Genomic DNA, 14,969 nt, shown 5'->3' on the forward strand with positions numbered 1-14,969 from the left:
TCGCTACTCTACGTGTCGGTAACGAGCCGGGGCGGTCCGCTTCCAGGCGGGCCGGGGCAGGGTGGGGGCAGGACCAGATGGCCGAAGAGAGCAGCACGCCGACGGGGCGGGGCGGGGGCGGGCACAGCCGCCGGTCCTTCCTGACCTACCTCGTCGCGGCCCCGACCCTGGCCCTCGTCACCCGCGCCGGGGCCGACGCCCTGGCCCCGCAGCCCGCGCACGCCGTGGTGCCGAGCCTGCCCGAGGTCGCCGACCTGATCGACCTCGGGGACCTGTTCATCCTGGCCGGCGCCCCGACCTCCGCCCTGCTCGCGCTCGTCGTGGAGGAGGACGGCACCATCCGCTTCCGGCTGCCCCGCGAGGAGGTCGGCCAGGGCCTCACCACCGCCGTGGCCATGCTGGTCGCGGAGGAGCTCGACGCCCCGCTGGGCAGCGTCCGGGTGGAACTGGACGACGCCCGGCCCGAGTTGCTGTTCAACCAGCTCACCGGATCCTCCAACTCGATCCGCTCCCTGTACGGACCGGTCCGCCAGTGCGCCGCAACCGCCCGGGCCCGCCTCGTCGCAGCAGCCGCCGCCCGCTGGAGCCTGCCCGCCGCCTCGCTGACCACCGCGAACGGCTCCGTACGCGCCCCGGACGGCCGCACCGCCGGCTACGGGAGCCTCGCCGCGGCGGCCGCCGCGCCCGGCCTCCTCGTCCTCGGCGCCACCCCCAAGCCGGCCGGCCGGCACACCCTCGTGGGCACCCCGACCGGCCGCGTCGACGCCCGCGCCATGGTCACCGGCGCCCAGCGCTACACCCTCGACCTCGACGTGCCGGGCGCCAAGCCCTGCGTGCTGCGCCGCCCGCCCAGCCTCGGCGGCACCGTCCGCTCCGTGGCCAACCGGGCGGCCGTCGAGGCCATGCCGGGCGTGCTGCACGTCGTGACGGTCCCGACCGGGGTCGCCGTGGTCGCCGAGACCTTCGGGCAGGCCCTCGACGCCAAGGCCGCCCTCCAGGTCGAGTGGGGCCCCGGCCCCGCCGACCGGCTCTCGGACGAGCAGATCCGCGCCAAGCTCCGCGCCGTCAACCCGCCCCCGCTGCTGCCGCCGCTGCTCACCCCTTACGTGGACGCGGAGTTCGACTTCGCCTTCGTCAGCCACGCCCCGATGGAGACCAACTCCGCCGTCGCCGACGTCCGCGACGACCGGGCCGAGATCTGGTCGGGCCTGAAGTCCCCGATCGTCGCCCGCGAGACCATCGCCGCCGACCTCGGACTGCCGCTGGACAAGGTCAAGGTGCACGTGGTCCAGGCCGGCGGCTCCTTCGGCCGGCGCCTGTTCTTCGACGCGGCCCTGGAGGCCGCCCGCGTCTCCAAGGCCTGCCGCCGCCCGGTCAAGCTCATGTGGACCCGCGTCGACGACACCCGGCACGGCCGGATGCGCCCCGCCACCCACCACCGGATCCGCGCCACCCACCTGCTCGGCGAGGTCCTCAGCTTCGAGCACCGGGTCGCCGCCGCCGAGACCGACTTCCGGCACGGGCTCGGCGAGATCATCACCGCCACCGCCGCGAGCCTGCCCTCCGGCATCGGCAACGCCACCCTCGCCCAGACCCTGTTCCTCACCACGGTGAAGTCCCCGTACCACTTCGGACTCACCACCCAGGCGCTGACCGAGGTGCCCACCGGGATCCCCACCGGGTCCTGGCGCTCGGTCTACTCGGCCAACACCCGGGGCGCCGAGGAGATCGTGGTCGACGAACTGGCCGCCGCCACCGGCAAGGACCCGTACCGCTTCCGGCGCACCTTCCTCAAGACCGACGCCCAGCGCGCCGTCCTCGACAAGGTGGCCGCCGAGGGGCAGTGGGGGCGCGCCCTGCCGGCCGGCTGCGCCCAGGGCATCGCCTTCCACGAGGAGTACAAGTCGCGCACCGCCTGCCTGGTGGAGATCGACACCCGAGACCCGGAACACGTCCGCGTCACCCGGGCGGTCATCGCCGTCGACGTGGGCCTGCCCGTCAACCCGCGCGGACTGGAGGCCCAGATGATCGGCGGCCTCACCGACGCCGTCTCCACCACCCTGCGCGCCGGCCTGCACCTGGACAAGGGGCTTCCGCTGGAGGGCAGTTACAGCCAGTTCCACTGGGCGAAGCAGCGCGACACCCCGCAGGACGTCAAGGTCTTCGTGCTCCCCGCCACGGGCACCGAGCCGGGCGGCGCGGGCGAGCTCGGCGTGCCCGCCGCCGTGGGGGCCATCGCCAACGCCTGGGCCCGGGCCACCGGTTCCAAGCCGCGCAGCTTCCCCCTCGACTTCGACGTCGACTTCACCCCTTACCCGCGCTGACACCTGGAGTACGCCGCCGTGCCCTCGCACACCTTCACCGTCAACGGGCGGAGCGTCACCGTCGACGCGCCCGACAACCTCCCCCTGCTGTGGGTGCTCCGCGACATGCTCGGGATCACCGGCCCCAAGTACGGCTGCGGGGTGGACGTCTGCAAGGCCTGCACCAGCCACCTCGACGGGACGGACGTCCGCCCCTGCGTGGTGCCGGTCTCCGCCTGCGCGGGCAAGTCGGTCACCACCATCGAGGGGCTCGCCGACGGGGACCGGCTCCACCCCGTCCAGGAGGCCTGGCTGGAGCAGGACGTCGCCCAGTGCGGCTACTGCCAGCCCGGGCAGATCATGGCCGCCGTGGCCCTGCTGAAGCGGACGAGCGAGCCGACCGACGAGGACATCGACGCCATCGCCAACATCTGCCGCTGCGGGACCTACTTCCGCATCCGCGAGGCCATCCGCAGCGCGGCCGCCCGGATGTGACGGCCGCCCGCGGACGGGATCAGGCCAGGAGCTTCTCCTTGGCCTGGCGGAACTCCTCCTCGTTCAGTTCGCCCTTGGCCCGCAGCTCCGAGAGCTTGACCAGGTCGTCCGCCGTGGCCTTGCCGGGGGAGGGCGATCCGGCCGTCTCGCGGATGTAGGCGTTGAAGGCCTCCTGCTGCTCCTGCGCGTGCTTGATCTCCCGCTTGCCCATGTTCCTGCCCCGGGCGATCACGTAGACCAGCACGCCCAGGAAGGGGATCAGGATCAGGAAGACGAGCCAGGCGGCTTTGACCCAGCCGCTCATCTCGTGGTCCCGGAAGATGTCCACCACGATCCGGAACAGCAGGACCAGCCACATCACCCAGAGGAAGATCCACATCACGGTCCAGAAGGCACCGAGCACCGGGTAGTCGTAGGCCAGGTCGACGGATGGCTTCACGGCCGTCTCCTTCCGTAGGGCCGGCCGCTCCGCGCGGATGGCCGCGCGGCGGCCGACCGGATCACCATCGCAGCGGCCGTTCAAGATCGCCACTGGGCCGTACGGGCGACGCCGACCCGGCGGAGTACCGCCCCTGAACGTCTGAAACCCGCTGGAAATGGATATTCCTCGCGGAATGAGGCGAATCAATGCGAAACGGTTGCTGGTCGGTGAGCCCCTCGACACCGCGCGCCTGGGCGAGACCCTGCTGCCCAAACGGCTCGCGCTGCCCATCTTCTGCAGCGACCCGCTCTCCTCCGTGGCCTACGCCACCGAGGAGATCCTGCTGATCCTCGCCCTCGGCGGCGTCGCGCTGCTCCACCTCGCGTGGTACGCGGCCGCCGCCATCGTCTTCCTGCTGGTGGTCGTCGTCGCCTCCTACCGGCAGACCTGCCACGCCTATCCCGGCGGCGGGGGCGCGTACGTCGTCAGCTCCGAGAACCTCGGCCCCACCGCCGCCCTCACCGCGGCCAGCGCCCTGCTCGTCGACTACGTGATGACCGTCGCCGTGTCCGTGGTCTCCGGGGTGGCCGCCATCACCTCGGCGATCCCCTCCCTCACCGACCACCAAGTCGGCCTGTCCGTCGCCTTCGTGGTGCTGCTGACCCTGATGAACCTGCGCGGGGTGCGGGAGTCGGGACGCGTCTTCGCCGTCCCCACCTACGGGTTCGTGCTCATCATCTACGTGATGTTCGCCGTCGCCGCCGTCCGCCTCGGCACCGGTGCGACCATCCGCGCCGAGTCCGCCCACCTCCCGATCGACGCGGCCGGCACCTACACCGGCATCGCCGTCGTCTTCCTCGCCCTGCGCGCCTTCGCCTCCGGCTGCACCGCCCTCACCGGAGTCGAGGCCATCAGCAACGGCGTCCCCGCCTTCCAGAAGCCCAAGGCCAGGAACGCGGCGACCACCCTCGCCGCGATGGGGGCGCTGTCGGTGACCATGTTCGCGGGCATCACCGCCCTCGCCATGGCCTACCGGGTGCACGTGGCCGCCGACCCCACCGAACTGGGGCTCCCGCCGAACACCCCGATGTCCACCGCCCTCGCCCAGATCGGCCGGGCCACCTTCGGGGACCTGGACTTCCTCTTCTACCTCCTGCAGGCCGCCACGGCGGGGGTCCTGGTCCTCGCCGCCAACACCGCCTTCAACGGCTTCCCGATGCTCGCCTCGATCCTCGCCAAGGACCACTACGCGCCGCGCCAGCTCTACAACCGGGGCGACCGGCTGGTGTACTCCAACGGCGTCGTGCTGCTCGCCTGCGCCGCCATCGCCCTGATCGTCGCCTTCGACGCCCAGCTGACGCGGCTCATCCAGCTCTACATCATCGGCGTCTTCGTCTCCTTCACCCTCTCCCAGGCGGGCATGGTCCGGCACTGGCGGCGCGAGCTCGCCTCCCCGGCGACCCCGCGCGCCGGGCGGGTCCACATCCACCGCCGGCTCGCCATCAACGCCGTCGGCGCGGTGATGACCGCCGTGGTCCTCGTCATCGTCCTGATCACCAAGTTCACGCACGGCGCCTGGCTGGTCGTCATCGCCATGCCCGCCCTCTTCCTCGGCATGAAGGGGGTCCGCCGGCACTACGACCGGGTGGCCGGACAGGTCGCCGTCGCCCCCGGCGACCGGCCGCGCAAACCGGCCCGCCACCACGTCGTCGTCCTCGTCGCCAACGTCCACGCGCCGACCCTCAAGGCCCTCGGCTACGCCCAGGGCCTGCGGGCGGACACCCTCAGCGCGCTCTCCGTCGCCGCCGACGAGCAGGAGGCGCGGCGGCTGCGCGAGGCCTGGGCGGAGATCGACCCGGGCATGCCGCTGAAGGTGCTGCACTCGCCCTACCGCGAGGTGGTCGGCCCGGTCGTGTCCTACGTCGAGGAGGCCGCGGCCGCCGAGGGCACCGACGTCCTCTCCGTGGTCATCCCCGAGTACGTCGTCGGGCACTGGTGGGAGCAGCCCCTGCACAACCAGAACGCCCTGCGGCTCAAGGCGAAGCTGCTGTTCACCCCGGGGATCGCGGTGATCGACGTGCCGTACCTGCTGGAGTCGGCCCGTCATCCGCAGCCGCAGGGGGAGGCGGCGGGGCCGTAGGCCGCTGGACCACCGCCGCGTGGGCCAGAGCCAGTTCCACCACGTGCGCCGGGTCGGACAGGGCCCGGCCGGTGAGCTGCTCCAGGCGCCGCAGCCGGTTGGAGACGGTGTTGCGGTGGCAGTAGAGCCGCTGGGCCGCGTACGTGGTCGAGCCCCGGCAGGCCAGCCAGGTGCCCAGCGTGACCAGCAGCAGCCGCGCCTCCTGCGGGGGCAGCGCCAGCACCGGGCCCAGCACCACCTCCCGCAGCCGCCCGGCGAGTTCCGGGTCGGCCGCGACCAGCGCCGCCGGGAGCCGCTCGTCCAGCAGGGCCGCGGCTCCCGGGCCGGGAGCGGACGGCGCCGTGCGCAGGGCGAGCGCTGCCAGCCGGCGGGCCCCGGCCAGTTCGGCCGGGGTCGCGACCACCGGGCTGATCCCCGCGCGCACCGGGAGCGGGGCGAGCAGCGCGCGCAGGGCCTCCAGCGGGTGGGGGCCCAGCTCGGCGACCCCGGTCTCCCCGTCGGCCCGGATCCGCCACAGCACCCGCGGGCCGTCGGGCCCCCCGCCCGCGCCGCCGGGGCCGGCCGGACCCTGGCGGGCGGCCGGGCCGCCGTCGCCGCCGTATCCTCCGCCGCCGGGTGCCCGGCCCGGCCCGCCCGCGCCGCCGTCGTGTTGCCCGCCGCCGGGTGCCTGGGCGGTGCCGGCCGTGCCGCCGCCGTCGTGTCGCCCGCCGCCGGGTGCCCGGCCGGCTGCACCCGCGCCGCCGTCCCCGGAGCCGCCGCCGGTCCCCGCGCCGTAGCCCTCGTACCACCGGCCGCCCGGTGCCGGGCCCGGTCCGTCCGGTCCGTCGCCGGCCGGGCCCGACGGGGCCAGGACCACCACCGCGAAGCGGCCCCGTTCCGGCAGGCCCAGCCGGGCCGCCGCCGCGGCCGCCGGCTCCGGGGCCGCCGCGGCCGGCCCGGAGTCGTCGAGCAGGGCGTCCAGCAGGGCCGCGCGCCGCTCCCGTTCCCGCTCGCCCCGCTCCGCCTCGGCCGCGTGGTAGGCCTCCGACGCGGCGTCGGCCAGCTGGTCCAGCACGTCCCACAGCGCGCCCGCCCCGGCCAGCAGCCGGGGCAGCGCCGCCCGGTCGTGCGCCGCCACCGCCTCGGTCAGGCACTGCCACACCAGCCGCCCGGCCCGCCGGTAGACGCGCCGCAGGGAGCCGAGCGGCAGCCCCTGCCCGGCCCGCAGGGCACCGGTGGCCCGGGCGTCCGCCAGCTCGACCGGCTCCGCCCGGGAGACGCGGACCAGGCCCTCGACGGTCTGGCGCAGGGTGTGGTGGACGCGCTCGCGCAGTTCGGCCCGGCCGAGCAGGGCGGCGTAGGCGGGGTCCTCGGTCAGGGTCCGGTCCGTGAGCCGGTCCGCCGCGACGGCGAGCCGGCGGTCCAGGTCCTCGCGTATCTCCTCGATGATCCGCTCCATGACGGGCAGGGTGACACGGGGGAGGGGGCGCTGGGGAGGGCCCGGAGCGGGCCGGTCCGCTAGCGTGGGCTGAGCACTGCACCCGCAGTGCTCTGCCCCAGCCGCTCCGCCAGACCCCAGGGAACCGCCCATGCGCCAGAATCCGGAACGCCGGGCCGCGCTGCTCGACGCCGCCATCGAGGTCCTGGCCCGCGAGGGCTCCCGGGGCCTGACCCTGCGCGCGGTGGACAAGGAGGCCGGGGTCCCGACCGGCACCGCCTCCAACTACTTCGCCAACCGGGGCCAGCTGCTGGCGCAGATCCTGCGCCGCACCCGCGAGCGCCTCACCCCCGACCCGGCCGAACTCGCCGGCCCCCTCGACACCGTCGAACTGCTCCGCCGCCTCCTCGGCCGGCTGCGGCGCGAGCCCGCCGTCCAGACGGCCGTCCTGGAGCTGCGCCTGGAGGCCACCCGCAGGCCCGAACTCCGCGAGGAGCTCTCCGCGTTCCTGGCCGCCGAGCTGGAGGCCAACATCGCCGGCCATCTGGACGCGGGACTGCCCGGCGACCGTCAGGGCGTGGAACTGCTCTACTTCGCGATGCAGGGCCTGATCGTGGACGACCTCACCGTGCCCGCCCTCCTCGACGCGCACCCGGTGGAGCCCCTCCTCGGGGTGATGGTGGAGCGTCTGCTCCCGCGGCGGCCCGCCGACTGACTAACGTGGCCGCGGGGAAGCACCGAGGGGCGCGGGGGAGACCGTGGGCAGTGTGCGGCGGGCGGGCGGCGGGGACACGCCGGAGGGCGGAGCGCCGGACGACGGGGGCGGCGGCCCCGGCATCCAGTGGCTGGCCGGCTGGGAGGGCTGGTTCGCCGGTCTGACCTTCGCCCGGGGCATAGGCCCCCGCCAGCTCGCGGCCCGGCTCGGCGCCGCTCCCGGGATACACCCCGGCCCGCTGGGCGGGACCGCGGCCTGGAGCATGGCCGCCGAGACCCCCGACGGGGACGGGGTGGCCCGCGTCGGCCGCTGGGGCGGCTGGTCCTTCGCCGTGGAACACGGGATACCCGCCGGCGCGGACCGCCTCGCCGAGGTCTCCCGCGCCGGCGCCGAGGCCGTCCACCTCGACCCGCAGCCCGACCACCCGCCCAAGCAGTTCGCCTACGCCCGCGACGGCGAGCTGGTGTGCTGCTTCGGCCTCGGCGAGGAGGGCTGGCGCGGCGGCCACCGGCCGGACTTCCTGCTCCCCGAACTCGTCGCCGCGCGCGTCCTCGCCCCGGACGGCACCTGTCCGCACCCCGAGGACGAGCCCTGCGGGCCCCGCGAACGGGTCACCCTCGCCGTCCTGGAGGCGCGGTTCGCGCTCTCCCTGCCCCGCCATCTGGTCGAGGACGCTCCTCTTCCGGCGTTCGTCACGCGCACACGATGACACTCTTGATCAAAAACGAACGGGTTCCGGCCAAGCTGTCACGCCCGACCGCGCATGTTCCAGCGGAAAATGCCAGAACGCCGTTCCGCAGTGTGGAACTTGAGTAAGTTCCCTCCTGTCACGCCGTACGACGACCGTGCGCAGCACGTTCGGCCGGGAGGGGAGCCCGCGTGCCCGGGATCGACGAATGCCTGCTCGAAGCCATGGCCCTGCCGGGCGCCCGGGGGGCCGCGCTGGTCGACTGGAGCAGCGGACTGGCCCTCGGGACCGCCGGAGAGTCCCCCGTCGGGGACCATGAGACCACGGCCGCCGAGACCGCCGAACTGGCCCGGGCGGCCGCCGAGTACGAGTCCTTCGCCCAGCCCCTCCCCGCCCCGGCGCAGTCCGGCGGCCTCGGGGGCCCGCCGGTCGAGGACCTCATCGTCACCACCCGCACCGGCTACCACGTGCTCCGCTTCGTCGAGACCAGCTTCGACAGCAGCGTCTTCCTCCACCTGTGGCTCGACCGGACCGAGGGCAACCTCGCGCTCGCCCGCCTCAGACTCCGCGCCCTGGCGGAGGGGCTGGTGCTCCGGTGACCGCCACCACCCCCTTCCAGGGACTCGCCGCCGTCTCCCCCCTGCTCACCCGGCTCGCCGCCGAGCGCGCCACCGGAGCCCTGCTGCGCGACCGGGGCACCCTCTTCCTGGAGGACGGCCGGATCGTGCACGCCGAGAGCCCCTCCACCCCGGGGCTGGACGTGCTGCTCACCACCGGCGGGGGACTCGCCCCCGAGCGCTGGAACGAGGCCGTCAACGAGGCCGGCGCCACCCGGCAGGTCGGCCGGTTCCTCGTGGACAGCGGGGGCCTGGCCGACGGGGAGCTGGAGATCTGCCACATAGCCGCGATCTTCGACGCCGCCTTCTTCGCGCTCTCCCCGGGCAGCGGCCCCTCCCGGTTCCGCCGGGGCGCCACCCACTGGATCGGCTCCGTCCGCTCCGTCCCGGCGGCCGCCGTGGAACGCGAGACCCGCCGCCGCCGCGAGCTGCTGGACGCCGTGTGGCCCTACCCGCAGCTCGACACCGCCCCGGTCGTGCCCCGGCCGGCCGCGCCCGGCCAGATCGTCACCGCCCGGCAGCGGGCCCTGCTCGGGCAGGCCGACGGCTTACGGACCCCCGCCGATCTGGCCTGGGTGCTCGGCCGGCCCGCCTTCCACACCCTGCTCGACGTGCGAAGACTCGCGGCCGCCGGACTCGTCGAGACACCGCACACCCGGCCGGCCCCGGTGCCCGCCGCACCCCTGCCCGACTGGATGACCCAGGCCCAATCCCCGGACGTGGCGCTGCTCCGCCGGTTACGCGACGCACTGGAGGCAAGTCTGTGAGGCTCCCGCTGCGACCGGTTCTGCGAGCCGACCGTTCCGAGCGGAAGCCGCCCGAAGGGAGGAAGGCCGACATGAACACGATGACGGTGCCCGCGGAGGCCGAAGCCGAGATACTCGCCGAGCTCCGCCGGCTCCGGGCCCGGGTGCCCCAGCTCAGCGGGGCCCTCGCCGCGAGCGTCGACGGCCTGGTCCTGGCCCAGGACAGCGCCGCCACGGAGGCCGAGTCCGTCGCGGCCCTGACCGCCGCCGCCCTCGGGGTGGCCCAGCGGCTCAGCGACTGCACCGGCCAGGGCGGTTTCCGCGAGCTCCTCGTACGGGGCGAGCACGGCTACGTCGCCACGTACGCCGCGGGCGAGGCGGCCGTCCTCACCCTGATCGCCGAGCCGCGGGTCAACGTCGGCCGCCTCCACCTGGAGGGCCGCCGCTCCAGCGTCCGGATCACCGAGCTCATAGAGCACAGCCTGGGCCGCCGGTCCGGTCCCGAGGCGCCGGCGACGGACCACCCCGACCGCTCCTGACGGAAACGACAGATCAAGCCAAAAGCAAACGACTGCAAAGGAAGTCTCATGGTCAACGTGGAAACCGCCCTCAAGGAAGCCACCACCAGCATCGAGGGCGCGATCGGCGCGGCCCTCGTCGACTACGGCAGCGGTATGGCCCTCGGCCACGTCGGCGGCGGCAAGGAGCTGGACCTGACGGTCGCGGCGGCCGGGAACACCGACGTGGTGCGGGCCAAGGTCCGCACCATGGAGATGCTCGGTCTGAAGGACGAGATCGAGGACATCCTGATCACTCTCGGCAGCCAGTACCACCTGATCAGGCTGATGAAGGGCAGGAACAGCGAGGGCTTCTTCCTCTACCTCGCACTCGACCGGGGGAGGGCGAATCTGGCCATGGCCCGGCACCAGCTGAAGAAGATCGAGGAGAGCCTGGAGGTCTGACGGCTCTGAGGGCGGCCCCGCCGGGGTCGCGACGGCGCGGTGGCGGGCGGCTGAATTCTTTGCCGTCCGCCCCGGCGGACCGAGCGGTATGTCCGAGATGGGTCAGCTTTATCATCCTGTTACAGAGTAAGATGCTGTAATTGGCTGATCATCAACCCGATCGACAAAGATAAAAACGCTGGAGAACCCGTCACCCATGCCCCCGCGCCTGAGCATCGTCGTACCCTCCTACAACGTCGAGCTCTACCTCGACGAGTGCCTGGAATCCCTAGCAGCTCAGACGTTCGACGACTTCGAGGTCGTCATCGTCGATGACGGGTCCACCGACAACAGTGCGGCCCTCGCCAAGGCCTTCGCTGAGCGTGACAAGCGCTTCCGGGTGGTCCTCCAGGAGAACGCCGGCCTCGGTGCCGCGCGGAACGTAGGCTTCCGCCACTCCTCGCCGGACAGCGAGTTCGTGGCCTTCGTCGACAGCGACGACACCATGCCCCCGGACGCCTACCAGAAGCTGATCGACGCCCTCGACGCGAGCGGCTCCGATTTCGCCGCGGGCAACGTCAAGCGCTTCCGCTCCGTCGGCATGCAGCAGTCCTGGGGGCACCGCGTCGCGTTCGCGAACACGCGGCTGAAGACCCACATCTCCAAGTTCCCGGCGCTGGTCACCGACCGCACCGCCTGGAACAAGGTGTACCGGCGCGGCTTCTGGGAGGAGCACGGCTTCCAGTACCCCGAGGGCATCCTCTACGAGGACGCCCCGGTCAGCGTCCCCGCGCACTACTTCGCCAAGAGCGTCGACGTGATCAGCGACGTCGTCTACCACTGGCGGGTCCGCGAGACCGGCGAGCGCTCCATCACCCAGCGCTCCACCGACCCGGTCTCCGTCATCGACCGCGTGACCTCCGTCCGCCTGGTCCGCGAGGCCCTGCTCGGCAAGACCGGCGAGAAGTACGCCCGCTACCTGCGCGACTACGACTACAACGTGCTGAGCGAGGAGCTCCCGCTCATCTACAAGTACGTCGCCGAGGGCGGGGACGACTTCCGCGCCGCCTTCGTCAAGGAGGTCGGAGGCCTGGTCCGCGAGATCGGCACCGGCCCCTGGAGCGACCTCACCGTCGCCGACCGGCTCAAGGCCTTCCTCGCCCGCGAGGGCCGCGTCGAGGAGTTCATCGCCCTCCTCCACCACCAGCGCGACTTCTCCTACAGCGTGCCGGTCAAGGGCCTCGCCCGCCCGCAGGCCGACTACCCCTTCCTCAAGGCTCCCGTCCCGCCCAGGCTGCTGGCGCTCGGCCCGCGCGAGCGCCGCGTGGTCAGCCGGCTGGAGCAGGCCGTCTGGAGCGACGGCAAGCTGCTGCTGCGCGGCTACGCGCTGCCCGGGCACATGGGGGCCGAGAGCCGCCTGGGCTCCCGCAAGATGCTGGTCTTCCGCGAGCAGGGCAAGCGCCGCCGCACGGTCGTCCCGACCCGCACCGTGGCCTCCCCGATGGCCACCGTGAACTCCCCGCACCTCGCCCTGCGGCACGCCGACTGGGCCGGCTTCACCGCCGTCGTCGAGCCGACCGTCTTCCAGACGGGTGGCAAGTGGCACGAGGGCATATGGACCACCTCCATCGCCGTCACCGGCCCCGGCGGCCTGCACCGGGCCCGCCTCAAGGGCGGCGACCACGACAGCGGCATGAACCCGCCCCCGCACTGGGCCACCCCGGACGTCCGCATCCTGCCGACGGTCGCCGGCGCCCTCACCGTCCAGGTCGAGATCGTCCGCGCCCGCGTCCTGGACGTCCGCCCCTCGGGCGACGACGCCCTGGAACTGACCGGCGAGCTGGCGGCCGGAGCCGGCGAGGGCGTGACCCTGCGCGCCGAGCACGCCACCGGCGGCACCCTCGACATCCCGCTCACCCAGGCCGCCCCGGCCGGCGGGCGCATCCCCTTCACCGCCGTCGTCCCCCTGGCCGCACTGGCCGCCGCGGCGTCCACGCCGGAGCCCGGCGAGTGGACCCCCGAGGCCTGGACCCTGACCGCGGTCCGCGCCGACGGCACCCGCCACCCCCTCGTCCACGACGAGCGCGGCGGATTCACCGGCCTGGCCGTCCCGCTCCCCGGCGCGGAGGCCGACCTCGCCGTCTTCGCCAAGCGGAGCAAGGGCGGCCACCTCGTCCTCTCCGTCCAGCCCTCCCCGCCGCTCGTCGACGCCGTCGTCGCCGAGGACGGCACGCTGACCCTGCGCGGCACCTACCGCGCCCCCGCGGACAGCGCCGACGCGGCGTACGAGCTGGTCCTGCACGACCACCACGGCACCGAGTTCAGCTACCCCGTCACCCGTGACGGGGACCGCTTCGAAGCCGTCTTCGAGCCCGTGCTCCCCGAGTCGTACGCGGGCCGCACCACCCTGCCGCAGGGCCGCTGGTGGCCCACCCTGCGCCCGGCCGGCCAGGGCGGCACCACCGCCGGGCTGCTCGGCGTCGACCGCGGCGCCCCCGTCCAGCTCGTCGGCGCCGCGCTGGACAACGGCCCCCACGCGGTCACCGTGCTGGGCCGCCGCATGCGCGTCGAGGCCCGCCACCACGACCGGATGGCCCTGGTCGCCGACCCGCTCCTGAGCCCGCACGACCGCTCCCGCTTCGCCCAGCGCGTCGCCCGCGACGTGACCTACCCGGCGCAGCGGCGGCTCCCGGTCAAGGACCTGGCCGTCTACGACACCTTCCGGGGCAACGGGGCCGGCGACGCCCCCCGTGCCATCCACGAGGAGCTCCTGCGCCGGGGCGAGCGGCTGGAGCACGTCTGGCTGGTCCGCGACGGCCGCGCCGAGGTCCCGCCGACCGCCCGCGCCGTCCAGTACGGCAGCCTGGAGGCCTGGGACGTCCTGGCCCGCGCCCGCTACTACGTGGTCAACGACAGCGTGCCGGCGACTTTCCGGCGCCGCCCCGGCCAGACGGTCGTCCAGACCTGGCACGGGACGCCGCTCAAGCAGATCGGCTACGACTTCGTCCACGACTACTACACCAGCCCCGAGGTCCTGGAGGGCCTGGCGCACGACGGCGCCCAGTGGACGCTGCTCGCCTCCCCGAGCTCGTACGCCACGCCCATCCTCAAGCGGGCCCTCGGCTACGAGGGCGAGGTCGTCGAGTCCGGCAGCCCGCGCACCGACGCGCTGGTACGCCCCGACGCGGAGCGGATCGCGGAGGTCCGCCGGCGGCTCGGCCTGCCCGAGGGCAAGAAGGTCGTCCTCTACCTCCCGACCTGGCGCGAGAACCGCGAGGGCTGGAGCGGCGGCTACAAGCTCGACCTGCGGATCGACCTGGACGCGGCCCGCCGCGAGCTCGGCGAGGACCACGTCCTGCTCGTCCGCGGCCACCACCTGGTGACGGAGCAGGTCCGCGACGGCGTGCGCGACGGCTTCGTCGTGGACGTGTCCCGCTGGCCCGACACCACGGACCTGCTGCTCGTCGCCGACGTGCTGATCTCGGACTACTCGTCCGCGCTGTTCGACTTCGCGCTGACCGACAAGCCGATCCTGCTCTTCACGTACGACCTGGAGCACTACCGCGACACCCTGCGCGGCTTCACCTTCGACCTGGAGGAGAAGGCCCCCGGCCCGCTGCTGCGGGACTCCGAGAGCCTGATCGCGGCCGTCCGCGACGCGGACGCCGTGGGCGCCCGCTTCGCCGGGGCGCGCGAGGCGTTCCGCGCCGAGTTCTGCGACCTGGACGACGGCCACGCCGCCGAGCGGGTCGTCGACCGCATGCTCGGAAAGTAGCCGCTCGGCCCGAACGGGTGAAAGTACGGATTGGCCCCGCGCCCACCGATGAGATTCGGGCGCGGGGCCGGTCCGTATGGGTACGGGGCCGCCCGGGCCCCCTCACCCCCTGGAGGGCAGCAGCCATGACCGGTAACGGCTTCACCACGTGCCTGTGGTTCGACGGCGAGGCGGAGGCCGCCGCCGACCACTACCTCTCCGTCTTCAAGGACGGCCGGATCCTGCGCACCGCCCGCTACACCGAGGCGGGCCCCGGCCCGGCCGGGGCGGTGATGGTCGTCGAGTTCGAGATCAACGGCCAGCGCTTCCTCGGCCTCAACGGCGGCCCCCAGTTCCCCTTCACCGAGGCCATCTCGTTCCAGATCCACTGCGCGGACGAGCCCGAGGCCGACTACTACTACGAAGCGCTGACCCGCGACGGCGGGCAGGAGTCGGCCTGCGGCTGGGTCAAGGACCGCTTCGGCGTCTCCTGGCAGGTGATCCCGCCCGGCGCCATCGACCTGATCAGCGACCCCGACCCGGCCCGAGCCGCCCGCGCCACCGCGGCGATGCTGCGCATGAAGAAACTCGACGTGGCCGCCATGCGCCGCGCGGCGGACGAGGAGACGGCCTAGGTCGTGTCCGCAAAGTCGGTTGGTCGTTACTCCGTTCGTGGTGCGACGTCATGAACTGACTGATCAGGCCTGGACGGTGATCGAGCCGTTGCTGGCC

13 protein-coding genes are annotated in these 14,969 nt (G+C 73.7%); 11 read left to right on the top strand and 2 right to left on the bottom strand.

Features of this window, described 5'->3' with window-relative positions; all coding sequences use genetic code 11:
- Window positions 1-77: 77 nt before the first annotated feature.
- Both AB0O29_RS17735 and AB0O29_RS17740 read left to right on the top strand, forming a co-directional pair.
- Window positions 78-2,324 (top strand): molybdopterin cofactor-binding domain-containing protein, encoded by a 2,247-nt coding sequence (locus AB0O29_RS17735; protein ID WP_365152630.1) that lies wholly within the window; start codon window positions 78-80, stop codon window positions 2,322-2,324.
- 18 nt (window positions 2,325-2,342) lie between these two features.
- Window positions 2,343-2,798, top strand: coding sequence for a (2Fe-2S)-binding protein (locus tag AB0O29_RS17740; protein WP_365152632.1), 456 nt, complete (start codon window positions 2,343-2,345; stop codon window positions 2,796-2,798).
- A gap of 19 nt (window positions 2,799-2,817) precedes the next feature.
- Here AB0O29_RS17740 and AB0O29_RS17745 read toward each other — a convergent pair whose 3' ends face one another.
- On the bottom strand, window positions 2,818-3,237 hold the full coding sequence (locus AB0O29_RS17745) for an SHOCT domain-containing protein (protein WP_365152634.1): 420 nt from the start codon (window positions 3,235-3,237) through the stop codon (window positions 2,818-2,820).
- A 175-nt stretch (window positions 3,238-3,412) separates the two neighbouring features.
- Between AB0O29_RS17745 and AB0O29_RS17750 the strand changes: the two genes are divergently transcribed.
- A complete protein-coding gene (locus AB0O29_RS17750) occupies window positions 3,413-5,359 on the top strand; it encodes an APC family permease (RefSeq protein ID WP_365152636.1) in 1,947 nt (648 codons plus the stop codon).
- Here the strand turns inward: AB0O29_RS17750 and AB0O29_RS17755 are convergent.
- The gene (locus tag AB0O29_RS17755) at window positions 5,271-6,797 is read right to left on the bottom strand and encodes a helix-turn-helix domain-containing protein (RefSeq protein WP_365152638.1); all 1,527 of its coding nucleotides are present in this window, start codon (window positions 6,795-6,797) and stop codon (window positions 5,271-5,273) included. The two genes, AB0O29_RS17750 and AB0O29_RS17755, sit on opposite strands and share 89 nt — an antisense overlap.
- A 130-nt stretch (window positions 6,798-6,927) precedes the next feature.
- Here AB0O29_RS17755 and AB0O29_RS17760 point away from each other — a divergent pair, with 130 nt between their 5' ends.
- From AB0O29_RS17760 to AB0O29_RS17795, 8 genes are all read left to right on the top strand, one after another.
- A complete protein-coding gene (locus AB0O29_RS17760) occupies window positions 6,928-7,491 on the top strand; it encodes a TetR family transcriptional regulator (protein WP_365152640.1) in 564 nt (187 codons plus the stop codon).
- A 43-nt stretch (window positions 7,492-7,534) separates the two neighbouring features.
- On the top strand, window positions 7,535-8,200 hold the full coding sequence (locus AB0O29_RS17765) for a DUF6461 domain-containing protein (protein ID WP_365152642.1): 666 nt from the start codon (window positions 7,535-7,537) through the stop codon (window positions 8,198-8,200).
- Window positions 8,201-8,370: 170 nt separating this feature from the next.
- Entirely contained in the window at window positions 8,371-8,778 is a 408-nt protein-coding gene (locus AB0O29_RS17770; RefSeq protein WP_365152644.1) for a hypothetical protein, read from the top strand.
- Window positions 8,775-9,563 (top strand): transcriptional regulator, encoded by a 789-nt coding sequence (locus AB0O29_RS17775; RefSeq protein ID WP_365152646.1) that lies wholly within the window; start codon window positions 8,775-8,777, stop codon window positions 9,561-9,563. Before AB0O29_RS17770 ends, AB0O29_RS17775 begins: the two co-directional genes overlap by 4 nt.
- A gap of 71 nt (window positions 9,564-9,634) precedes the next feature.
- Complete coding sequence (locus AB0O29_RS17780) at window positions 9,635-10,081, top strand: roadblock/LC7 domain-containing protein (protein WP_365152648.1); 447 nt, start codon at window positions 9,635-9,637, stop codon at window positions 10,079-10,081.
- A 48-nt stretch (window positions 10,082-10,129) separates the two neighbouring features.
- Window positions 10,130-10,504, top strand: coding sequence for a hypothetical protein (locus AB0O29_RS17785; protein ID WP_365152650.1), 375 nt, complete (start codon window positions 10,130-10,132; stop codon window positions 10,502-10,504).
- Window positions 10,505-10,700: 196 nt separating this feature from the next.
- Window positions 10,701-14,258 carry a bifunctional glycosyltransferase family 2 protein/CDP-glycerol:glycerophosphate glycerophosphotransferase gene (locus tag AB0O29_RS17790; protein ID WP_365152651.1) on the top strand — a complete coding sequence of 1,186 codons (3,558 nt, stop codon included), beginning with the start codon at window positions 10,701-10,703 and terminating at the stop codon, window positions 14,256-14,258.
- A gap of 125 nt (window positions 14,259-14,383) precedes the next feature.
- Window positions 14,384-14,872, top strand: a complete 489-nt coding sequence (locus AB0O29_RS17795; protein ID WP_365152653.1) for a VOC family protein — start codon at window positions 14,384-14,386, stop codon at window positions 14,870-14,872.
- Window positions 14,873-14,969: the final 97 nt, after the last annotated feature.

Source organism: Streptomyces sp. NPDC089915 (assembly GCF_040684675.1).
Classification (GTDB): domain Bacteria; phylum Actinomycetota; class Actinomycetes; order Streptomycetales; family Streptomycetaceae; genus Streptomyces.